The sequence below is a fragment of the Streptomyces venezuelae genome, assembly GCF_008642375.1.
Classification (GTDB): Bacteria; Actinomycetota; Actinomycetes; order Streptomycetales; family Streptomycetaceae; genus Streptomyces; species Streptomyces venezuelae_G.
The window spans coordinates 7,995,875-8,017,910 of sequence record NZ_CP029194.1 but is presented as its reverse complement, the minus strand read 5'-3'; the positions used below and the strand labels follow the sequence as shown (position 1 = coordinate 8,017,910).

17 protein-coding genes are annotated in these 22,036 nt (G+C 71.8%); 8 read left to right on the top strand and 9 right to left on the bottom strand.

Annotated features, from left to right (window positions below):
* Positions 1–91: 91 nt before the first annotated feature.
* Entirely contained in the window at positions 92–1,513 is a 1,422-nt protein-coding gene (locus DEJ46_RS36425) for a hypothetical protein (protein WP_150273287.1), read from the bottom strand.
* Positions 1,514–1,678: 165 nt separating this feature from the next.
* Positions 1,679–4,240, bottom strand: a complete 2,562-nt coding sequence (locus DEJ46_RS36420) for an ATP-dependent Clp protease ATP-binding subunit (protein ID WP_150273286.1) — start codon at positions 4,238–4,240, stop codon at positions 1,679–1,681.
* Between the two features lie 229 nt (positions 4,241–4,469).
* Here DEJ46_RS36420 and DEJ46_RS36415 point away from each other — a divergent pair, with 229 nt between their 5' ends.
* A complete protein-coding gene (locus tag DEJ46_RS36415; protein WP_150273284.1) occupies positions 4,470–5,237 on the top strand; it encodes an SDR family NAD(P)-dependent oxidoreductase in 768 nt (255 codons plus the stop codon).
* Between the two features lie 42 nt (positions 5,238–5,279).
* Here DEJ46_RS36415 and DEJ46_RS36410 read toward each other — a convergent pair whose 3' ends face one another.
* Positions 5,280–5,732 (bottom strand): hypothetical protein, encoded by a 453-nt coding sequence (locus tag DEJ46_RS36410; RefSeq protein ID WP_150273283.1) that lies wholly within the window; start codon positions 5,730–5,732, stop codon positions 5,280–5,282.
* Positions 5,733–5,848: 116 nt separating this feature from the next.
* On the opposite strand from DEJ46_RS36410, the gene DEJ46_RS36405 reads away from it, so the two are divergent.
* The 4 genes from DEJ46_RS36405 to DEJ46_RS36390 all read left to right on the top strand — a co-directional run bounded on the left by DEJ46_RS36405 (position 5,849) and on the right by DEJ46_RS36390 (position 8,667).
* On the top strand, positions 5,849–6,367 hold the full coding sequence (locus tag DEJ46_RS36405; RefSeq protein ID WP_150273282.1) for a hypothetical protein: 519 nt from the start codon (positions 5,849–5,851) through the stop codon (positions 6,365–6,367).
* Between the two features lie 437 nt (positions 6,368–6,804).
* Positions 6,805–7,263 carry a Crp/Fnr family transcriptional regulator gene (locus DEJ46_RS36400; protein WP_150273281.1) on the top strand — a complete coding sequence of 153 codons (459 nt, stop codon included), beginning with the start codon at positions 6,805–6,807 and terminating at the stop codon, positions 7,261–7,263.
* Between the two features lie 27 nt (positions 7,264–7,290).
* Positions 7,291–7,929 carry a CBS domain-containing protein gene (locus tag DEJ46_RS36395; protein ID WP_150273279.1) on the top strand — a complete coding sequence of 213 codons (639 nt, stop codon included), beginning with the start codon at positions 7,291–7,293 and terminating at the stop codon, positions 7,927–7,929.
* 51 nt (positions 7,930–7,980) lie between these two features.
* On the top strand, positions 7,981–8,667 hold the full coding sequence (locus tag DEJ46_RS36390; protein ID WP_150273278.1) for a response regulator: 687 nt from the start codon (positions 7,981–7,983) through the stop codon (positions 8,665–8,667).
* A gap of 5 nt (positions 8,668–8,672) precedes the next feature.
* Here DEJ46_RS36390 and DEJ46_RS36385 read toward each other — a convergent pair whose 3' ends face one another.
* From DEJ46_RS36385 to DEJ46_RS36375, 3 genes are read right to left on the bottom strand one after another with little or no spacing between them, the layout of a single operon-like run.
* Entirely contained in the window at positions 8,673–10,406 is a 1,734-nt protein-coding gene (locus DEJ46_RS36385) for a GAF domain-containing sensor histidine kinase (RefSeq protein ID WP_150275086.1), read from the bottom strand.
* Positions 10,407–10,457: 51 nt separating this feature from the next.
* Complete coding sequence (locus DEJ46_RS36380; protein ID WP_223835360.1) at positions 10,458–13,076, bottom strand: cation-translocating P-type ATPase; 2,619 nt, start codon at positions 13,074–13,076, stop codon at positions 10,458–10,460.
* 7 nt (positions 13,077–13,083) lie between these two features.
* Positions 13,084–13,944, bottom strand: coding sequence for a universal stress protein (locus DEJ46_RS36375; protein ID WP_150273277.1), 861 nt, complete (start codon positions 13,942–13,944; stop codon positions 13,084–13,086).
* Between the two features lie 573 nt (positions 13,945–14,517).
* On the opposite strand from DEJ46_RS36375, the gene DEJ46_RS36370 reads away from it, so the two are divergent.
* Together DEJ46_RS36370 and DEJ46_RS36365 are read left to right on the top strand one after the other, a co-directional pair.
* Positions 14,518–15,138, top strand: a complete 621-nt coding sequence (locus DEJ46_RS36370; protein ID WP_150273276.1) for a CBS domain-containing protein — start codon at positions 14,518–14,520, stop codon at positions 15,136–15,138.
* A gap of 22 nt (positions 15,139–15,160) precedes the next feature.
* Entirely contained in the window at positions 15,161–16,150 is a 990-nt protein-coding gene (locus DEJ46_RS36365) for an Acg family FMN-binding oxidoreductase (protein WP_150273275.1), read from the top strand.
* 8 nt (positions 16,151–16,158) lie between these two features.
* Here DEJ46_RS36365 and DEJ46_RS36360 read toward each other — a convergent pair whose 3' ends face one another.
* From DEJ46_RS36360 to DEJ46_RS36350, 3 genes are read right to left on the bottom strand one after another with little or no spacing between them, the layout of a single operon-like run.
* Positions 16,159–18,549 (bottom strand): glycoside hydrolase family 65 protein, encoded by a 2,391-nt coding sequence (locus DEJ46_RS36360; RefSeq protein ID WP_150273273.1) that lies wholly within the window; start codon positions 18,547–18,549, stop codon positions 16,159–16,161.
* Positions 18,546–19,319, bottom strand: coding sequence for an HAD family hydrolase (locus tag DEJ46_RS36355; RefSeq protein ID WP_150273272.1), 774 nt, complete (start codon positions 19,317–19,319; stop codon positions 18,546–18,548). Before DEJ46_RS36355 ends, DEJ46_RS36360 begins: the two co-directional genes overlap by 4 nt.
* Positions 19,319–20,398, bottom strand: coding sequence for a zinc-dependent alcohol dehydrogenase family protein (locus tag DEJ46_RS36350; protein WP_150273271.1), 1,080 nt, complete (start codon positions 20,396–20,398; stop codon positions 19,319–19,321). The genes DEJ46_RS36355 and DEJ46_RS36350 overlap by 1 nt, the downstream gene beginning before the upstream one ends.
* A 176-nt stretch (positions 20,399–20,574) precedes the next feature.
* Here DEJ46_RS36350 and DEJ46_RS36345 point away from each other — a divergent pair, with 176 nt between their 5' ends.
* Positions 20,575–22,002 (top strand): MBL fold metallo-hydrolase RNA specificity domain-containing protein, encoded by a 1,428-nt coding sequence (locus DEJ46_RS36345; RefSeq protein WP_150273269.1) that lies wholly within the window; start codon positions 20,575–20,577, stop codon positions 22,000–22,002.
* Positions 22,003–22,036 lie beyond the last annotated feature (34 nt).

The following is a 22,036-nucleotide window of genomic DNA, read 5'->3' as shown; positions in this document are numbered from 1 at the left end:
GGGTGATCACCTGGAGGTTCGGGAGGGCCGATTCGGCGAGGCGGAAGGGAAGCGAAAGAGAAGGGGAACGGGGGCGTCGGCGGGCGGCCGGTCAGCGGCGGGTCACGTCGCGGGGGTGCGACCGCCGGTCGCGGGGACGGCGGGTGCCCGGGAGGAGCCGGTCGGGTGCGGGACCGGCCAGGCCCGCCCGGTACAGGCCGTACGTGATCCGCCGGTGAGCGGCGGCCTCCAGTTCGTCGCGCAGGGCGCCGCCGCGCAGCAATGCGTCGGGGCCGAGGAGGCCCTCGACGACGGCCAGCGCACCGGCGGTGTCCCCGTGGTCGAGGCGCTCGCGGACGCCCGTGAGGCAGTCGGGCCGGCGGTGCGCCTCGTCGATCGCCCGCAGACACGGCAGTGGTGTGCCGGTCAGCGCGACGAGGAGTTCCTCCCGTCGGACCTCGGCCGGGTCGTGGTCCAGCGGGGTCAGTACGCCGTCGACCAGGGCGATCCGGTGCCGGGCGCCACGGCACTCGACGAGGCGGGGCTGCCCCGCCGCGTCCGGGGGCCGGACCGGGCCCGCCGGCCGATGGTCCGGTACGAGCGCCGCGACGACGAGTGGGTGCAGTCGGTCGGGCCCGACGAGTCCGGCGCGGAGCAGTTCGAGGTCGGGCAGGACCCAGGTGGCCGCGTCGGGCAGCACCGGCAGGGTGGCGGCGAGGTTCTCCGGCGGCGCCGGGGTGACCGCCGCTCCCCCGTCGGGGAGTGGTTCGAGGAGCACCCGCCGCCCGGAGCCGAGCCGCACGACGACGGGGCCGCCCGCGGATCGGCCCTCCGCGCGGTTCAGGAGCTCCGCCTCGGCCGCCCACCGGTCGAGGGCGCAGCGGAGCCCGGCCGGCACGGCCTCCGGTGGAGTTTCCAGCGGACCGGGCGACGAAGCGGGTGCACGGCCGTCACCCGACCGGGCCCGGAGTTCCTCGGCCCTGCGGGCGTCCCACAGATGGCGGTGCAGATCGAAGCGGAACAGCCGGCTGGGGCGGGGATGCGGGTGCCGGGCGGCGGCTCCGGCTCCGGGGCCCGTGCGGTGGCCGTCCCACCACGCGAGGCTGATCCGCTGCCCGGCGTCCGCCCAGGCGGGCGGGGTCCGCGCGACCAGGTGTGGCACCGGGCCGACGCCGTCCGGACCGACGCCGTCCGGTGCGGGGCGCCCGGTCTGCCCGTACCGGGCAAGGGCGACGGTCAGCCCCGGTCGCAGCAGTCCGTCCGGAGCGATCCGCGGCATGTGCCACCGCAGCAGGTCGGGCGCCAGATGGCGCAGATCGTCCCGGACACGGCGGGCGAGTTCCCGGCCGTAGACGCGCTCCAGGGCGCGGAGATCGAGATCGACGTCGATCCTGGCGGCGGCACAGGCCCCCGCCCAGTCGCCGCGCAGGCGGCGTGCGGAAGCGGTCTCGATCATGGAGGGCGGCACGGCGAACTCGCGCACGCGCAGCCAGAGGGAGAGGCGGGAGGTCCCGTTCGCTGTCGAGGTGAGCATCAGCACTCACCTTGCGCGGACGGGTCCCCCAATCTGTGAAGGGAGTGATTCGTCGTCATCGCAATGATCGTAGGCCTGCGCGACGACGACCCGCCAGCGAGTATTTCGCCGCGCCGGGACGACGGCGTCCACACGGCCTCCCGTCGGCCTCGTCCACGGCCACCTCTATGCGGCCTCCGCCTGTGGCTCGCTCTTCCTGATCAGGCAGTGGAGCGAGTCGTCCACGATGTCGGCGACGATCGTGTCGCCCGGGTCGGCCTCACCGCCGAGCAGCAGGGAGGCGATGCGGTTGTCGAGTTCGGTCTGGATCGTGCGGCGCAGGGGGCGGGCGCCGAACGCCGGTTGGTAGCCGTGCGCGACGAGGAGCTTCTTGGCCGCGTCGGTGACCTCCAGGGTCATGCCCTGGGCGCGGACGCGGTGCTTGCTGCGGTCGAGGAGGTGTTCGAGGATGTCCGACAGGTCGCCCTCGGTGAGGCTGTGGAAGACGATGATGTCGTCGATCCGGTTGAGGAACTCGGGCAGGAACTTCCCCCGCAGGTCCTTCATCAGCTCGTCCTTCAACTCGGCCGCGTCGCCCTCGTGGGCGAGGATGCGCTGGGCGCCGATGTTGGAGGTCATGATGACGACGCAGTGCCGGAAGTCGACGGTGCGGCCCTGTCCGTCGGTGAGCCGGCCGTCGTCGAGGATCTGGAGCAGTGTGTTGAAGACGTCGGGATGCCCCTTCTCCACCTCGTCGAACAGGACGACGCTGTACGGCTGTCGGCGGACCTTCTCCGTGAGCTGGCCGGCCTCCTCGTAGCCGACGTACCCGGGAGGGGCGCCGACGAGCCGGGCGACCGTGTGCTTCTCCTGGAACTCGCTCATGTCGAAGCGGATCATGCGGCCCTCGTCACCGAAGAGCAACTCCGCGAGCGTCTTGGCGAGTTCGGTCTTGCCGACACCGGTGGGCCCGAGGAAGAGGAACGAGCCGACGGGGCGGTTCGGGTCGCCCATGCCCGCCCGGTTGCGACGTACGGCCTGGGAGACGGCGGTGACCGCCTCGTCCTGGCCGACGATCCTGGCGTGCATCTCCTCCTCCAGCTTGAGGAGCTTCTCCTTCTCGCTGGCGGTGAGTTGGGCGACGGGGATGCCCGTCCGGCGGGAGACGATGTCGGCGATGTCGGAGGCGGTGACCGAGACGACACCCTCGCGCCGCTCCTCGATGCCCGCGAGCTCGCCCTCGATCCCGGCCATCTGGGCCTTCAGCTCCGAGGCCTTCTCGAACTCCTCGCCAGCGACGGCCTGGTCCTTCTCGCGCCGCAGCTTCGCGAGGCGGTCCTCGAGGCTGACGACCTCGGTCGAGCGGCCGGCGCTGCGCAGCCGTACCCGGGCGCCCGCCTGGTCCATGAGGTCGATCGCCTTGTCGGGCAGGAAGCGGTCGCTGATGTAGCGGTCGGAGAGTTCCGCCGCCGCCGCCAGGGCGCCGTCGGCGAAGCGCACCTGGTGGTGGGCCTCGTAGGCGTCCCGCAGCCCTTCGAGGATCTGCACCGTCTCCTCGACCGTGGGCTCGGGGATGAGGACGGGCTGGAAACGGCGTTCGAGGGCGGCGTCCTTCTCGACGTACTTGCGGTACTCGTCGATCGTCGTCGCTCCGACGACGTGGAGTTCGCCGCGCGCGAGGGCGGGCTTGAGCATGTTGCCCGCGTCCATCGAGCTCTCGCCGCCCGCGCCGGCGCCGACGACGGTGTGCAGCTCGTCGATGAAGAGGATGACCTCGCCGCTCGCCTCCTGTACCTCCTCGATGACCTTCTTCAGCCGCTCCTCGAACTGGCCGCGGTACTGCGCGCCGGCGACCAGGCCGGACATGTCGAGGGAGACGACCCGCTTGTCCTTGAGGGTGTCGGGCACCTCGCCCGCGACGATGCGCTGGGCCAGTCCCTCGACGATGGCGGTCTTGCCGACGCCCGGTTCGCCGATCAGCACGGGGTTGTTCTTGGACCGCCGCGAGAGGATCTCGACGGTCTGCTCGATCTCCTCGGCCCGGCCCACGACGGGGTCGAGCCGGCCCGCCTTCGCCTCCTCCGTCAGGTCCCTGCCGAACTCGTCCAGGGTCGTGGCCGGCTGCTGCGCCTGCGCGCCCGCCTTGCCCTGCCTGCCGGCCCCGGCTCCTGCCCCTGCTCCGGCCCCGCTCGCGGGTGAGCCGTCCCCACGGGCCGCCCGGTCCGCGACGCCGCGCACCTTGCGCACGTCGACGTCCTCCGCACGCAGGAACCGCCCCGCGCCCGAGTCGGCGTCGTTGAGGAGGGCGCTGAGGATGTGCTCGGGGCCGATGTACGAGACCCCGGAAGCCTGCGACGTGGCGTGGGCGAGAGCGAGAGTGCGCTTGGCTGCGGGGGTGAGACCGGGCTCGGCGGACGGTTCCGCCGCCTCCCGCGGCAGCACCGCCTCGATCTCCGCGCCGAGCGCCTCGGTGTCCACGCCGGCCCGGGCGAGGAGCCGCCGTGAGGGGTCGACCTGGGTGGTGGCCCACAGGAGGTGTTCCGTGTCGAGGTCGGAGGTGCCGTCCTCGGCCGCCTTGCGTGCGGCCAGGTTGAGGAGCTCGTGCGACGACTCCGTGAGGAGCCGCCCGATCGGTACGCGCTGCACGGCCGGGGGCGACGAGGCGGGCGACATCCCGAAGAACCGGCTCAGCAGGTCGCTGAACGGGTCGTCGGACGAACCGAAGGGGGAACCGAACGCCATCGACATGCCGAGCTCCTGATGTGCAAGGGGAGGGTCCTCGTTCACACACAAACCCGATGCCCATGCGTCCGCAATCGGAGCGCGGCCGTGGGCGGGCCTCCACCCGTTCGGCCGGACGGGTGGAGGGGGACGTATCGTCACCGCGTGTGGATCACCCGCACAGCGCCTGCCCCCGCCTGCCCCCGCCTGCCCCCGCCTGCCCCGAACTCGCTCCGACCACAGGGAGACACCTGCCATGAACGTACCCGCATCCGGTCGGCGCGTGCTCGTCAGCGGCGCGTCACGGGGGCTCGGCCGCGCGGTGGCCCGGGCGTTCGCGGCCAACGGCGACCGCGTGGCCGTCCACTTCGGCTCGCGCGAGGAGGAGGCCCGTTCGACCCTCGCCTCCCTGGCCGGCGACGGTCACGCCCTGGTCGGGGGCGACCTCGCGGACCCGGCGGGGGCGGTGGCCGTGGTGGACGCGGCGGCGGAGGCACTGGGCGGGATCGACGTGCTGGTGAACAACGCGGCGGTGAACATCCGGCACCCGCTCGCGGAGACCCCGTACGAGGAGTGGGTGGCGGTCTGGCAGCAGCACGTGGCCGTGAACCTGCTCGCCACGGCCAATCTGAGCCATCTCGCGGCGCGCCGGATGATCGGTCAGGGCGGGGGCGGCCGGATCGTGAACATCGGCTCCCGCGGCGCCTTCCGGGGCGAGCCGGACCACCCGGCGTACGGGGCGACGAAGGCCGCCGTGCACGCCCTGGGCCAGTCGCTCGCGGTCTCGCTCGCCCCGCACGGGATCGCCGTCGCCTCGGTCGCCCCCGGGTTCTTCGCGACGGAGCGGGTCGCTCCGCGCGTGGAGGGGCCCGAGGGCGACGCGATCCGGGCGCAGAGCCCGTTCGGCCGGGTGGGCTCGGCCGAGGAGATCGCGGCGGCGGTGCTGTGGCTCGCCTCCCCCGCGGCGGAGTGGTCCTCGGGCACGATCCTCGACCTCAACGGAGCTTCGCACCTGAGGAGTTGAGGACCCGTGAAGCCGTGGGGCCGTGGAGCCGTGGACTCAGCCCTACAGCTTCTCGCACATCGTGCGGGCCTGGTTCAGGTCCTTCTTCGCCGTGGCGTCGAACTCGAACATCCGGGAGTGGCGATCCTGTGAGCGGCGGATGGTCTGGGCGAGCGGCTTGTACTTCGCGTCGCCCGCCGCGGCGGAGGCCGAGAGCGTCCCGGCCGCCGCGTAACGGTTGACGGCGATCTCGCCCGCGGCCCCCTTCTCCACGTACCGGTCCTCGTCGAATCCGTCGAGCGCCCGGCAGGCGGCCCGCGCGTCGGACACCGCCGAAGTCCCGTCGACGGAAGCTCCGTCGGCGCTCAGCGCCCATACGGCACCCATCGCCGCGGCGCCGAGCACGAGGCCACCCACGAGGGACAGCAGCACGGCCTTGGTGCGGCTGCCGGGCTGCCCGGGGGACGTCGGGGCAGGTGCGGGAACGGGAGGGGGGTACGGCGGCTGTGGCTGCATCCGCCAAAGGTAGCGCGGCCCGCCCACGACGCCGGCGGCAGGCCCGGACGATGCGCTCTCGTGGCCGGGCCGTGCCCCTCTTCCCTTACCGGTCAAGGGTGTTGGAGGATTCACGCATGAACCCGCATGCGACCGAACCGACCGCCGACGCGGCGGCCGCGTACCTCGAAGCGCTCCACGGACGGCTGACGGCCGACGGCTGCACGGTGACCTCGTCCCCTTGGGACGACCGCCGGGTGGTCGCCGGCAGCCGCGCCGACCGCAAGGTCCGCTGGTTCGGCACGAAGGTCGAGCTCTTCGTCTTCGCCGCCGCCGTCCCCGAGGTCGATGTCGCCACCCTGGGCGAGTTCACCGCGTGGGCCATGCGCTACGCCAAGGGCCTGCGCAGCGGCATGTCCGGCGCCCGCAACGCGGCCATGGTGCTCCCCGCCCTGGTGAGCACGCGCGTCCGACCCGAAGCGGCCCGGTGGGCCGCCCAGGACGCCCGGATCCTCGGCACGACGCTGATCAGCCGCCCCCTGACGATCGAGACCGCCCCGGCCGCCACGCGGACCACGATGTACCGGGGCCGCGTCGTCGTGGGCGGCCTGTTCACGGGCCACGTCCTGGAGAAGGCCTCGCTGTACTTCCCGTGACCCCTGGCGACATCGCCCACGACCACGAGGGCGCTCGCGCGCTCAGCGGAGGCCGCCGCCTTCCGCGAAGCCGTCGCGCTTTCGAAAGGACCGGCAGCGAGCCGGAGCTCCGCCGGGGCGACCGCCGATCTGGCACAGCTCACCGAACGGGCGACCTCCCGCCCGGCAGGCTGAGCCAGAGGGCCTGGCGTGATGCAGTACGGCCTGATCCACCGTGACTGCCGTGCCCTCGGATCAGCGCGCCCCGGCGCAGTGATGGGGGAATCCGTGCCCGCGCGCAGGCGTGGCGGCGGCCCAGGCACGGGTGCCTCCTCTCGCCCATGCCGACCAACCGGTCAGCGGACGACCGAGAGGTACGAAGAGGGGGCCATCCGGCCCTCCCTCTCCCCGTGAAGTGGAGCAGAAACTGGACGCGGACACCGATGAGGAGGTACGCGATGAGCTCTCTTGCTTCCCCTCGGCTCACGGCAGCTCTGTCCGCCGACCAACGTGACCGGCTCATGGCATGCGGCCGCCCGGTGGACCTCCCTGAAGGCACCCGGATGTTCGAGGAGGGCGCTCCCGCCCAACGCTTCTGGATCCTTCGGACGGGCACGGTCACCTTGGACTTCGCCGTGCCTGGCACACCGCCGGCAGTGATCGACACCGTGAATGCGGGTGAGCTGCTCGGATGGTCGTGGCTGTTCGCCCCGTATCGCTGGCACTTCGGTGCAGAGGCCATGACGCGTGTGCGGGCGTACGAGTTCGATGCACTGACCGTGCGCATGATGATGGACGCCGACCCTGCTCTCGGCTCCGCCCTCGGGCATTTCGTCGGGCAGACACTTGCTCGTCGCCTCGTCGCCGCCCGAGTGCGACTGCTCGATCTGTACGCCCCGCACGGCAGCGGCCTGTAGACCCTCGTCCACCTCCCGGAGAACGTCATGCCTGCCTCGCGCTACACCGTCAGTGACGTCATGACCCACACCGCCGTCGCGATCGGCCGTGACGCGCCCTACAAGGAGATCGTCGCGCTCTTGGACCAGTGGAAGGTGAGTGCCCTTCCTGTCCTCGAGGGAGAGGGACGTGTCGTCGGAGTCGTGTCGGAGGCGGATCTTCTGGCGAAGGAGGAGTTCCGGCTCGATGAGCCCCGCCCGGATGAATTCGCCGAGGCGGCCAAGGCCGGCGCCCTGCGGGCCGGTGAGCTCATGTCGAGCCCGGCCGTGACCGTCCACGCGGACGCCACGCTCGCCGAGGCGGCACGGATCATGGCCACCCGGCGGGTGAAGCGGCTGCCGGTGGTCAACGGCATCGGGCTGCTGGAGGGGGTCGTCAGCCGGAGCGACCTGCTCAAGGTGTTCCTCCGTACCGACGACGAGATCGAGGAAGAGATCCGCCGTTCCATCCTCGGCGAGTCGGCAGCCCCGGCAGGGCTGGAGGTCTCCGTACGGGAAGGCGTGGCCACCCTTCGTGGAGGGCTCCCCGACCGGTCGCTGGTGCCACTGCTTGCCAGCGCCGTGCGGGCGGTGGAGGGAGTCGTCGACGTCCGGGTGGAGCTCGGTGCCCAGGAAGACGCCGTATGACGGACAATCCTTGTGGGGGCGGGTACGAACCCACCGACCGCAGGGATCACCATGTCCGAGATGCCGACGACCGCCACACCCACGCGGGTCCTCCTCGTCGACGACCACGAGGTCGTCCGCCGGGGCCTTCGTGACCTGATCGACGACGAGCCCGACATGGAAGTGGTCGGCGAGGCGGCGACGGCGGAGCAGGCTCTGGCCAGAGGCCCCGCGCTTCGGCCGGACGTTGCGGTCCTCGACGTACGCCTGCCTGACGGGGACGGAATCTCGGTGTGCCGGGAGCTGCGGTCCCGGATGCCCGAGGTGGCGTGCCTGATGCTGACGTCGTTCGACGACGAGGACGCTCTGCTCGACGCGATCATGGCGGGGGCGTCCGGGTACGTCCTGAAGCAGATCAAGGGGTCGGATCTGGTGGCGGCGGTACGGACCGTGGCCACCGGGCAGTCGATGCTCGACCCGGCCACCACCGCCCGGCTGATGCACTCGCTGCGCGACCCCGAGGCGGCGAAGCCACCGGAGGACGAGCGGCTCGCGGTGTTGTCCGACAGAGAGAGGTCGGTGCTCGACCTCATCGGTGAAGGGCTCACCAACCGGCAGATCGCCAAGCGGCTCTATCTGTCCGAGAAGACCGTCAAGAACCACATCTCACGGCTGCTCGGCAAGCTCGGCGTGGAGCGCCGCGTACAGGCGGCCGTCATCGCCGCGCAGGTCCACGAGCACGACGCCGACGCCACGTAGGCTGCTCACTCCCGCTCCGCCGGAAGCGGGATGCGCCACTCGAGGACGGTGCCGCTGCCCGGCTCCGCTCGCGCCCGGACCGACAGGGTCCCGCCCAGCCGCTCGGCCCGTTCGGACAGGTTCCGCAGTCCGCTGCGGCTGCCGCCGTGCGGTATGCCGACACCGTCGTCGCTCACCGTCACCGCCAGCACGCCCTCGTCGGCCACGACCGACACCTCCGTCCTTCGGGCCCGGGCGTGCCGTGCCACATTGGTGAGCGCTTCCCCGAGAACGGCGAGCACCTCCTGGGCCGCTTCCGCTGGTACGTCGGTGTCGAGCAGGCCCTCCATGCGCAGCGCCGGAGCGAATCCGAGCGTCGACGCGGCCGAGTCGACCGCTTTGACGACACGACTTCGGAGTCTCTGCGGTTCTCCGGGGGCGTCGTGTTCCCGGAGACCGAAGATGGTCGATCGGATGATCTTGATGGTGGCGTCCAGGTCGTCGATCGCGCGGGTCAGACGGTCGACGGCCTCCGGGTGCTCGACGAACCGGCGGGCGCTCTGCAGTGTCATCCCGGTGGCGAACAGGCGCTGAATCGCCAGGTCGTGCAGATCTCGGGCGATCCGGTCACGGTCCTCCAGAAGGCTCACCTGCTCGGCGTCACGACGGCGGTCGGCCAGTTCGAGCGCCAGGGCCGCCTGCCCCGCGAATCCGGGAAGAGCGGTGACCTCGGCAACCGTGAACAGGGGTCGCCCGTGGCGCCGCGCCAGGATCAGCACCCCGGTGAGTCGCTCCTTGGTGCCGACCGTGACGGCCACCGCCGGCCCGAACCCCTTCCACCGTTCGGGCTGCACCGTGATGCGCGGCTCGTTCTCGACGTCGACGACCGTGACCAGGCCCTTCTGCGCCAGGGCGGCCTCGACCAGGGTTCCTTCGCTGCTCGGAAGGACGACACCTCGGTGGGCTTCGGCCCCCTCGCCGCAGGCCAGCGAGCCCCGCAGCTCACCGCCCGTACCCACCAGGTAGAAGACCCCCATGTCGGAGTCCGTGATGTCCACCGCCTGCTCCAGCATCCCGTCGAGGACCTGGGTCTCCCCCGCGCCGGACAGGAGTGCGCTGGTCAGGTCGGAGTTCGCGGCCAGCCACCGCTGCCTGAGCCTGCCCTCCTCGTAGAGGCGGGCGTTCTCGATCGCGATGCCGGCGGCGACGGCCAGGGTCGTCACGACGGCCTCGTCCTCGGCATCGAAGTCCGCCGCTCCGCGCTTCTCGGTGAGGTAGAGGTTGCCGAACACCTCGTCGCGGACCCGGATGGGTACGCCGAGGAAGGAGTGCATCGGTGGGTGGTGCGGCGGGAATCCGTACGAGGCCGGGTGCTCGGACAGTTCGGCGAGGCGCAGCGGCTCGGGGTTGCGGATCAGTTCACCGAGAAGGCCGTGTCCGGACGGCAGTGCGCCGATCCGCTCGCGGAGCTCGTCGTCGATGCCGATGGGGAGGAATTCGGAGAGCCTGCTGTCGTCGCCGATGACGCCCAGGGCTCCGTACTCGGCATCCACGAGGGTCACCGCCGCTTCCACGATGCCGCGCAGCACCTGCGGCAGGTCGAGTTCGCGGCCCACGGACATGACGGCTTCGAGCAGTCCGTTGAGCCGGTCCCTGGTGCCACGCACCTCGTCGATACGCACCTGGACCTCGTCGAGCAGCTCGTCGAGTCTGAGCCGCGGAAGCCTGTTCTCCGCGGGCTCCGGGCCCTCACGCCCCATCCGGACCTCCGGCTGCGTCGAGCGCACAGGCCACACCCTGAGCGCGCCCTCTCACCGTAGACCGGATGCGCCGCCTGTTCCTGTCGGGACCTCCGGATGGAAAGCGGTCCGTACGAGACGGGCCGCCACGAACCCGGCGGGCGCGCACGCCACAGCGATCCCGGCACCCATCCAGCCGAGCGGGTCGGTCTCCAGGATCGAGCCCAGGAAGGGCACGTACAGCGCTGCCGCCGCCAGCAGGGCGGAGGCGAGGACGGAGAGCGGAAGGAACGGGTTCTCCCTGGTCAGAAGTCGCGTGCGCAGACCCAGCACGACGCCGAGCTGCGCGGCGAGCAGCGCCAGGAAGAGGACGCTCTGCCAGGCAAGGTCCAGTGCCTGGGCGACCAGTCCCGCGCCCAGAGAGGCCGCCGTGACGACGGCCGCGAGAAGGAGCAGCCGCTGCCAGGCCCCACCGCCGAGAATGTGCTGGTCAGGTGGACGCGGCGGGCGGTGCATGGCTCCCGGGGACGCAGGTTCGGCGCCCATCGCAACGCCGGTGAGGCCGTGTGTCAGGAGGTTGATCCACAAGATCTGGCCGGCGCGAAGAGGCAGCGGCAGCCCGAGCAGCGGGCCGATGAGCATCACGAGGATCTCTGCCGCGCCGCCGGCCATCCCGAAGACGAGGAAGCGCCGGATGTTGTCGTAGACGCGCCGCCCCTCCTCGACGGCCGCCACGACGGTCGACAGCTCGTCGTCCGTGAGGACGAGGTCCGCCGCCTGCCGCGCCACCTCCGTGCCGCGGGCCCCCATGGCGACCCCGATGTCGGCCCGGTGCAGCGCGGGGCCGTCGTTGACCCCGTCGCCCGTCATGGCTGTCACCGCCCCCCTGGCGCGCCACGCCTCCACGATGTCCAGCTTCTGCTGGGGGTCGGTGCGGGCGAAGACCCGCACCGAGGTGAGGTCGGCGACTCGCCCCGCGGCCACGTCCGCCCCCGTGACGACGTGACCTTCTTCGTCGCCGCCGTCTCCCAGGAGGGCGACGTGGGATGCCACCGCCCGAGCCGTCGCGGGATGGTCCCCGGTGATGAGGACGGGCGTGATGCCGGCCGCACGGCAGGAGGCCAGGGTCGCGGCGGCGTGCGGTTTGGGCGGGTCGCTCAGCGCGACGAGGCCGAGGAACGCGAGCCCCGACTCCGCCTCGGTGACCGGGCTCGGGAGGTCGGTACGCACGCCCGATGCCACCGCGAGTACGCGGTATCCATGGGCAGCCATGCGCGCGGCTTCATGGTGGGCCGCCGCGAGCACGTCCGGAGAATCGTGCAGGACGGCAGGGTCGAGGACGGCTTCGGGGGCGCCCTTCAGACAGACCAGCACACCGTCTCCATCGGTCTTGTGGAGGGTGGTCATGCGTCTGCGGAGGCTGTCGAAAGGTGCTTCTCCGATCCGGGGGCGGGTCACCGACAGTTCTGCGGGCTCTGGGCAGCCCGTCTTGGCGGCCGCCGCCAGCAGGGCGGCCTCCATGGGGTCGCCCAGGGCCGTCCAGCGGCCGTCGGACGCTTCGTCGTCCGGCGGGCGCAGTGTGGCGTCGTTGCAGAGGACGGTCGTGGTCAGGAGGTCCGTCAGGGTTCCGAGCTCGTCCGCTTCCGCCGGCCGCCCGGCGACCAGGACCTCGCCCTCGGGTTCGTACCCCACCCCCGAGAGCTCGGCGGTCACGCGCGGTGTCCAGAGGCGCTGGACGACCATGCGGCCCTCGGTCAGCGTGCCGGTCTTGTCGGTGGCCAGGACGGACACCGAGCCGAGTGTCTCCACCGCGGGAAGCCGCCGCACCAGGGCGTGCCGGGCGACCATGCGCCGGGCCCCGAGAGCCAGGGCCAGAGTGACGACGGCGGGAAGAGACTCGGGGACCGCCGCCACGGCCAGGCTGATGGCGGTGACCGCCATCGTGCCCAGCGGGAGGCCCCGCACCAGGCCGAGGGCGAAGACCAGGACGCACAGGGCGAGCGTCACGGCCGCGAGGACGCGCCCGAGGGCGGCGAGTCGTCGCTGCAGCGGGGTCGGCGCGCGACGTTCGTCGAGAAGGGCCGCTATGCGGCCGAGCGCGCTGGATACCCCGGTCGCCGTGACCATGGCGACGCCCCGGCCACGGACGACGACCGTGCCCGCGCTCAGGGTCGCTCCGGCGTCCTTCTCGACGGGCACGGACTCCCCCGTGAGCATGGACTCGTCGACCAGAACGGCGGACGCCTCGGCGAGCTCGGCATCGGCGGCGACGATGTCGCCCTCACCGACCACGAGGACGTCACCCGGGACGATCGCCGCCGCCGGGACGTCGCGCACGGCGCCGTCACGCCGCACGCGCGCGTGCGGGGCGGTGAGGGCCGAGAGTGCGGCGACGGCGTTGTCGGCCCGGATCTCCTGCACCACGCCGACGGTCGTGTTCACGAGGACGACCAACCCGATGACGACGGCGTCGGGATAGTCGCCGATCGCGAGGGTCAGCGCGACGGCCCCGAGGAGCACCATGATCAGCGGGTCGGTCAGTTGGGCCAGGACCCTGTGGTGAAGGCGTACGGGCGTTCTCGCGGTGACCTCGTTGGGGCCGGTGTCGGCCAGCCGACGGGCGGCCTCCGCCCCGGTGAGCCCCGTGGTGTCCCGCATCGGGAGTGCCCGGTCCGCTGCCGGCCTCGTCATGGCCCGCTCATTCCACGGGGATGGTGATCACCGGGCAGTGGGCGCGGTGGAGCAGCCCGTGGACGACGGAGCCGACGCGCATCCCGGTGTATCCGCCCCGGCCGCGTCGGCCGACGACGAGGGCGAGTGCGTGCTCGGCGGCGCTCGCGAGCGTCTCGACGGGGGAACCGATGGAAACCTCGTGGGTGAGTCGGACGTCGGGATACTTCTCCGCCCAGCCCGCGGTGGTCTCCGAGAGCAGGCGGCGCTCGGTATGGAACAGCGTGTCACCGCTGTGCAGGGAGAAGACCGGGGGCTGCCAGACGGCGATGGCGCGCAGTGCGCAGCGTCGGAGGTCCGCTTCCTCGAACGCCCAGGCCAGGGCGGCTCGTGAGGACTCGCTGCCGTCGATGCCGACCACGAGGTAGGGGGTCTCCTGCGTGACGTGCTCCGCGTCTCCCACGACGACCACCGGGCAGTGCGCCTGCGCGGTGACCGGCACGGCCAGGGAGCCGGTGCTCAGGAACTCCTCGGTACGGCTGAGGTGCCGGGAGCCCAGAACGATCATGCCTGCCTCGTGCGACAGTCCGGCCAGGGCTCCTGCCGGGAACCCGTCGAGAAGAGAGGACGTGGCCTTGACGCCCGGCTGCCGGGCGTGCGCCCAGGCGAGTGCCGTACGCAGAGCTTCCGCACCGGTCTGCCGCTGTGCCAGGTGACGGGGGTTGTCGTCGACGTGTCGTGTGTCGTGCTGCGGTGATACCGCGACCACCAGGCGCACTCCCACGCCTCGCAGGTGAGCCTCGTCCACGGCCCAGGCAAGGGCCAGGTGCCAGTTCTTGACCGGGTCGACACCGACGACGATGTCGCGGCGATCCGTGGTGCGCGTCATGACGTGCTCCCGTGTCCGGGTCCTTGTCGAGGGATGAGCTCCACAGGGCAGTGGGCGTGCTGCGGCAGGGTGAGCGTGGTCCGGCCGAGGGTGGGTCCGAGGTATCCGGGCGAGCATCGACCGCCGACGACCAGCAGGTCTGCGTGGCGCGATGCGCCCACGAGAGTCCCGGGCACGCTGCGGCCGTTCCGTCCTTCGGCGTGCACGGTGAGATCCGGGAACTCCTCCCCGGCGCGGTCCGTGACCGAGGACGGTACGCGTACGTGATCACGGGCGACATCGGTGAGTTCCGTGACGACCGTCGGCTCGGGCTGTGGTTCCGTCCATCGCTCCTCCTCACGCGGTCCGGGGACTCCTTCCACCCTGGCAGCCGGCCCCGAGCGGCCTGAGGGCCGCTGGGGCCAATGACGGGGCCAAAGGTCCCAGCCGGGCGCGACACGCTGCGGGCCTGCAGCGACGAGCCCGTTCGGGCCTGAAGGTGGACCATTCGGCCCTCGCCGACTCCAAGCGTGCGTCGGAGGGTGGTGACACGGGACAGCACACCGGCCGAACCCTCGGACAGGAGGCGCGGTGATGAAGCACATGAAAGTCGGCGGTCTGATGACCGACGACGTGGTCTCCGCCGTCCCTGCGGCGTCGTTCCGTGAGGTGGCGAAGCTGCTCGCCGAGCACGACATCAGCGGGGTCCCCGTCGTGGACGAGGACGACCGTGTCGTCGGTGTCGTCTCCGAGAGCGACCTCCTGGCCCGCGACGAGCTGACTGCGCGCGACCTGATGACCAGGCCGGCCGTCACGGTGCACGCCGAGGAGACGGTGGCGGACGCGGCACGGCTGATGGTGCGCCGCGGAGTCGAGCGCCTCCCCGTGGTCGACGAGGAGGAACGACTGGTCGGCATCGTGACCCGCCGCGATCTCCTCTGTGTCTACCTCCGTCCGGACGCGGAGATACGGCACCGCATCCGTGAGGAAGTCCTCACGGATGCCATGGACCTGCCCGGGGACGCAGTGGACGTGCACGTCCTGGACGGCGTGGTGACGCTGGGGGGCCGCGTCCGGCGGCGGAGTCAGGCCCTGATGCTCGTCGGACTCGCCGAGGAGGTCGACGGTGTCGTCGCCGTCGTGGACCGACTGTCCTTCCACGAAGACGACACCCGCCTCGCATCCTCCACCCGGACACCGCACGACATCTGGTGACCCACCCGAGACAGGACGAACCGTGTCTACCACCGCTCTGACCCGACCACTCGTGACGTCGCTCATCGAAGACGCCGTCACGGCTCCCTCGATGCACAACGCACAGCCCTGGAAGTTCGTGTGCAGGACGGACGCGGGCATCATCGAGCTTCACGGCGATCCGATGCGCGACTTGCCGGTGGAGGACCCCGACCACCGCGCACTCCACCTCGGTTGCGGCGCCGCCCTGTTCGGCCTGCGAGTCGCCGCCGCGCACAGAGGCCGGCACGCCGCCGTCCGGCTGCTGCCCCGCCCCGAAGACCACTGGCACTTCGCAGACGTGGAACTCCACGGTGCGGACGACGTCGACCGCGGTCTCGTCGCGCTCCACGCAGCCCTGTCGCGGCGCCACACCAGCCGCTTCCCCTTCACCGAGGAGCAGATCCCCTCCGAGGTGATCGACGGTCTGCGGGCCGCGGCCCTCCTGGAAGGCTGCCGGCTGGTCGTGCCGGGCGACTGGCACACCGACTCCGTCCTCGAGATCGTCCACGACTCCGAAAGGTTCGAGGCCGCTGACGCGGCGGTCCGCGCGGAGATCGCTGCCTGGACGCGCACGGGTGCACCCGGCGAGGGCTCCGAGACCGAGGGCATCCCTGCGTACGCCTTCGGCCCGCGGCAGTACGACGTCACCTCTCCGGTCCGGGACTTCGACTCACCCCGGCGTGTCCCGGACCGCGCTTCGGCACGCTTCGAGAAGCGGCCGCAGATCGCCCTCCTCGGCACGGCCGACGACAATCCGCAGCAGTGGCTGACGGCCGGTCAGGCGCTGCACCGGGTCCTGCTCCGGGCCACCCTCGACGGTCTGTCCACCTCCCTCATGTCACAGCCCCTGGAGTGGTCCGAACTCCGCTCCGCCATAAGGGATCCGGCTTCGACGACGAGCTTCGTCCACATGGTGATCCGTCTGGGCTACGGCCCCCAGGGGCGGGCCACGCCGCGTCGGCCCGCCTCCGAGGTGCTCACCTTCGACTGAGCCGCATCTCACAGACGGAACCAGCGTTCCTGTCCGGGTGCGACGGTCACCCGCCGCCCGCCGGGGAACGCGACGGCGAGCGGGCCCTCGGGCGAGGCAGGAACCCGAACCGCCAGCCGCCCGGGAAGCACGCGCAGCCGCACCCCGCGATGGCGACCGACGCACAAGGTGAAGGTGAACCGCGGGATCTCGGCCAAGGTCACCGGAGCGACCCGAAGTCCTTCCGGTCCCGCCTCCAGGCCGGTGATCCCGCGTTCGACGAAGTCGATCGTGCCGGCCATCGCGCCGAGATGGATTCCCTCGCCGGTCGTTCCGCCCTGGACGTCGGCCACGTCGGCGAGCAAAGCCTCCTCGCAGTACCGCCAGGCGTCGGCGCCCTTCTGCCGGGCCAGCACCCACCCGTGGACGAGACTGCTGAGCGTCGAGCCGTGGCTGGTGCGCCGCAGGTAGTACGAAACGGTATCCCGCCACATCTCGTCGTCCAGCGCGTAGCCGAGCCTGCCGAACAGGCCGTACAGCTCCTCGGGCCGGAAGAGGTAGCCGAGCATGAGGGTGTCGGCCTGCTTCGACGCCTGGTAGCGGTTGACCGTGTCGCCCTCGGCCTCCAGGATCCGGTCAAGTCTGCGGATGTCTCCGTAACGAGCCCGACAGAGATCCCAGTCGAGTTCCGCCAGGTCTCCGTACCCCTCGAACTGGCTGACCACGCCCTGGTGGAACGGGATGTACAGGCGGCGGGAGACGTCCTCCCATCGGGCGAGTTCACCGTCGTCCAGCGACAGTTGCTGTGCCAGTTCCGAGCGCCGGGCCACGGGCAGTTCGCCGAGCAGGTCGAGGCCGCGAGCGAGAACCCATGCGGCGGTCGCATTGGTGTAGGAGTTGTCGTCGATGCCCGGGACCGTCGCATCGGGATAGCCGTCGTGGTACTCGTCCGGTCCCACCACTCCCCTGATCCGGTAGCGCCGCAGGGCCGGGTCGAAGACGGCGGCTCCGGCCCAGTAGCGGGCGACCTCAAGGAGGATCTCCGCACCGGCGGAGTGGAGGAATCCGCGGTCACCGGTGGACTGCGCGTACCGCCAGACGTTGTACGCGACGGCCGAGCCCACATGGCGCTGGAGGTGGGAATGGTCGGGCAGCCAGCGCCCGGAGCGCGGGTTGAGGTGCAGGGCCTGGGTCTCCTCCCGGCCCGAACTCGCACTCTGCCACGGATACATGGCCCCTTGCCGGCCGGCGAGGCGGGCGGCCGCACGGGCGGCCGGCAGTCGACGGTGCCGGTACATGAGCAGCGCCCGGGCCACCTCCGGGAAGTGGAGGTCGAGGTAGGGCAGGACGAAGAGCTCGTCCCAGAAGACGTGCCCCCGGTACGCCTCACCGTGCAGTCCCCGCGCGGGCACCCCCACGTCGAGATCCGCCGTGTGCGGGGACAGCGTCTGCAGCAGATGGAACACGTGCAGGCGCAGGATGCGGCCCGCCTCCCCTGGCACGTGCAGCTCCCCCTGCTCCCAGACGCGCTGCCACGCCGCCTTGTGAACCGAGAGCAGCCGGGGGAAGGCCGGAGCACGAGCGATCAGGTCAGTGGCTGCCGTGAGCGGGTCGGCGGCGGGCCAGTCCGTCGATGTGTGCAGCGCCAGGGTCTTCACGACCATCGCCGAGCGGCGGGGAACGACTGGCAGGTGGTACGTCTGCACGGTGCCGGCCGAGGTGGCTGCCTCCCGCGCGGGCCGAGCGGGGCGGGTGACCGTGCGCACGGCCATGGCGATCCGGATGCCCGGGTCGACGGTACGGCAGGAGATCCAGGCGACGCCGTCGGGCTTGAATCCGGTCCGGTGGTCGCTGAGATGGCGCCCGTCGAGGTGCCGGTAGCGCTCGACTCCGGCGTTGGTGACGGTGCCGTCGAGAACGGACTGCACTTCGATGGAACCGCTCCAACCGTAGGCGCGGAACAGGGTGCACTGGGCCGCCAGTCCGGAATCTCCCATGTGGACGATGCGGATGTGGCTGACGCGCAGGCCCCGCCCGCGGGCGTCCTGGAAGAACAGACGACGGGTGAGCGCACCCGCGCGAAGGTCGAGGTGCACGTCGTAGTGGCGCAGTTCGCCGGCGTCGGGGGTGAGCCAGTCGCCCGGCGGACCGTCGTCCGGGAGGCATCGGTACCGCAGAAGTGTCCAGTTCGGAAGGTTGACGAGATCCTCGTTCTCGACCTGCTGCCCGGCGACGGTCGAGGTGAGCCGGTCGTAGCAGCCGGCCAGATAGGTGCCCGGGTAGTGCGCACCCCCGGCGGTGCACTCGGGAGCTGAGCCCCGGGTGGCGAACCGGCCGTTGCCCAGAGTGCAGAGCGCCTCGACCAGCGGCTCGCGTTCCGGTTCGTACCTGTCGTACGCCCACGTCCAGCCGCCGGTCATCCGTGATCACCCCACACACTCCGGACCAGCGTCGTCAGATCGGGTACCACCAGGTCGGCACCCTGCTCCCGCAGGAGGGCGGTGGTGCGCCGCAACAGGGTGCGGTCGACACCGACGACGAGACCGAAGCCGCCGCGACGCGCTGCCTCGACGCCGGCGAGTGCGTCCTCGGCGACCGCGGTCTCCTGGGGGCGGCTGCCCAGGAGGGCGGCCGCCCGCAGGAACAGCGCGGGATCCGGTTTGCCGGCGAGGCCGAGCCGGGCGGCGTCCTCGCCGTCCACGATCACCGTGAGGAGAGCGGTGAGCCCGGCGGCACGGATCAGTGCCCGGGCGTGCCGTGAGGCGGAGACGGCAGCGCACGGCACATCCGCCTGGCGCAGGGCCGTGAGGGCGGGCCCTACGTCGGCGAAGGCCGTGACGCCTTCCGTACGAAGCAGATCGACGAACGCCCGTTCCTTGTGTGCCGCGACGGCCCAGACCGTGCCGCAGCCGGGCGCGTCGTTGGGCTCTCCCGGTGGGAGGTCAAGGCCACGGGCGGTAAGGAAGGCCGCGGCGCCGTCGTACCGGGTCCTTCCGTCGACGAGTCGGCGGTACTCGGCGTCCGCGTCGAAGGGGGGCTGTGTCCCGCTGTCGGGCGCAAGTCGGTCGAGGCAGGCGTCGAAGGCGGTCTTCCACGCCGCCGCGTGCACGACGGCGGAATCGAGCAGAACACCGTCGGTGTCGAGGACGATGGCCTCCGGCGGCCGAGTGCCCTGGCCTCTGCCGTTCATCAGGCCGTCGGCGTGTCGGGAAGGCTGACGACCGTGTGCTGCGGGCCGCCCAGCGCGACCTTGATGGCGCCGGTCTCAGACGCGCGGCCGAAGACGTCGTACGCCTCCTCCATCTCCCCCAGCTCGAACCGGTGGGTGATCAGTTCTGCCGACGGCAGCCGCCCCGCGGCCATCATGCGCAGCAGCATGGGCGTGGACGAGGTGTCCACAAGCCCGGTGGTGATCGTGACGTCCTTGATCCACAGGTCTTCGAGATGGAGGGCCGCGGGCCTTCCGTGGACCCCGATGTTGGCGACCCTGCCGCCGGGCCGGACCATCCGCGTGCACATCTCGAACGCCTCCGGGGCACCGACGGCCTCCATGACGACATCGGCGCCGAGTCCATCGGTCAGATCGGCGACCAGCTGTTCGGGACCCTCCCCGGCGTTCACGGTGGTGTCCGCGCCGAGGGATCGGGCGGCGGCCAGCCGGGACTCCGCGAGGTCGACGGCGACGATACGGCCGGGACTGTAGAGGCCCGCCGTGATGACGGCGGCGAGACCGATGGGGCCCGCGCCGACGACGACCACCGTGTCGGCGGGGCTCACCGCGCCGTTCAGGACACCCACCTCGTAGGAGGTGGGGAAGATGTCGGCGAGCAGGACGGCGTCGGAGCTGTCGATCGAGTCGGGGAGCGGGTGGACGGACAGGTCGGCGAAGGGGACGCGGACGTACTCGGCCTGGGTGCCGTCGACGGTGTGGCCGAGGATCCAGCCGCCTCCGCCCCGGCACTGTCCGTAGCGGCTCTCACGGCAGAACCGGCATCTTCCGCAGGCCGTGATGCAGGAGACCAGGACACGGTCCCCCGGCCGGACCGTGCGGACGTCGCCCCCGGCCTCCACCACCGTACCGACCGCCTCGTGTCCGAGCACCCGCCCGGGCGTCACCTCCGGGACGTCCCCCTTCAGGATGTGCAGGTCGGTACCGCAGATGGTGACGGCGTCCACCCGCACGATCGCGTCGGCCGGATCCTCGATGACCGGGTCGGGTGCGTCCTGCCAGGCGATCCGTCCCGTGCCCCGGAAGACGAGTGCCTTCATGGCGCCCACCAGCTTCCTGTCGCGCTTCGCCGCGGTCCTCGTCCACCAGGCTCCGTCCGGCACTCGGGCGACGCATGGGCCGGTCGGCCCCCCGATGTGCCCGCACGGACTCTCAGGGCGGGCCTGGCCGGGATGCGAGGGTGGAGACCGGTACACGTTCCGAAGGAGGGACGGCCATGTCCGAGGCAGCCCCGAATCCCGCTCCCACGCACCCGCGGCCGGCCCTGCTCAGCTTCCTGGGTGGCGTGGGAACGGTCACCGGCAGCAAGTTCCTGGCCGAGAGCGACCATGCGCGGATCCTCCTCGACTGCGGTCTCTTCCAGGGTTTCGCGAAGCTGCGGCACCGCAACTGGGAACGGTTCGCCCGCGACGCCGCGGACGTGGACGCCGTGGTCGTCACCCATGCCCACCTGGACCATTGCGGCTATCTGCCCCGCCTGGTGCGGCAGGGATTCCGGGGGCCGATCCTGACCAGCCTCCACACCGCCCGGCTCGCCGGAATCGTGCTGCGCGACAGCGCGCGGCTCCAGATGGAGTCCGCCCGGCACGCCAACGAACACGGCTGGTCCAAACACCGCCCGGCCAAGCCGCTCTACGACGACTCGGACGTCGAGAAGACCCTGACGTTCTTCGACCCCGTGACCGTCGGTGAGGACGTGGAGATCATGGCCGGCACCCGGCTGACCCTCCACCACGGCGGACACATCCTCGGCTCTGCATGGGCCCACCTCACACTGGAGGACGGCCACACCCTGGCCACCTCCGGGGACCTGGGCCGCCCAGGGCACCCGCTGCTGCTGCCGCCGGAGCCGTTCTCGGGCGCCGACGTACTCCTCATGGAGTCCACCTACGGCGACCGCCACCACGACCAGGAGTCGGCCCGGTCGGAGTTCGCCTCCGTCATCGCCCGCACCCTCGCGCGGAACGGCACCGTCGTCATCCCGGCCTTCGCGATCGACCGGACCGAGGTCGTCCTGCACGAACTGGGCCGCCTGCGCGACACCGGCGTCCTGCCCCGCTCGGTCCCCGTGTACGTGGACAGCCCCATGGCCCTCGCCGCGCTGGACGTCTACCAGGACGCCGTACGCGAGCACTCCGCCGAGCTGCGGCCCGAGATCCTCGCACGGGGAGAGGGCGCCCTGAGCCCGGACCCGTTCCTCGCGGCGCGCACGGTTCAGGAGTCCATCGACATCAACAGCACGCACGGGCCCGCCGTGATCGTCTCCTCGGCCGGCATGGCCACCGGCGGCCGGGTCCTGCACCACCTCCACCGCCTTCTCCCCGATCCGCGCAACGCCGTGGTCGTGGTCGGCTTCGCGGCTGCCGGCACCCGGGCGCGCGACCTGGTCGACGGAGTCCGTGCGCTCAAGATGTTCGGCGAGTACGTGCCCGTACGGGCCGAGATCGCCGACGTGCCCCACTTCTCGGCCCATGCCGACGCCGGCCAGATCGTCGACTGGCTCCGCGGCGCTCCTCCCCCGCACACCACCTACCTCGTCCACGGCGAGCCGGAGGCGTCCGAGGCGCTGCGCGATCGCATCGACCGCGAACTGGGCTGGACGGCCGTCGTACCCCGATCCGGGGAGGCCGTCCTGGTCCGCTGACCCGGCCCCGACTCGCAGCCGTTGCGGCAGCGCC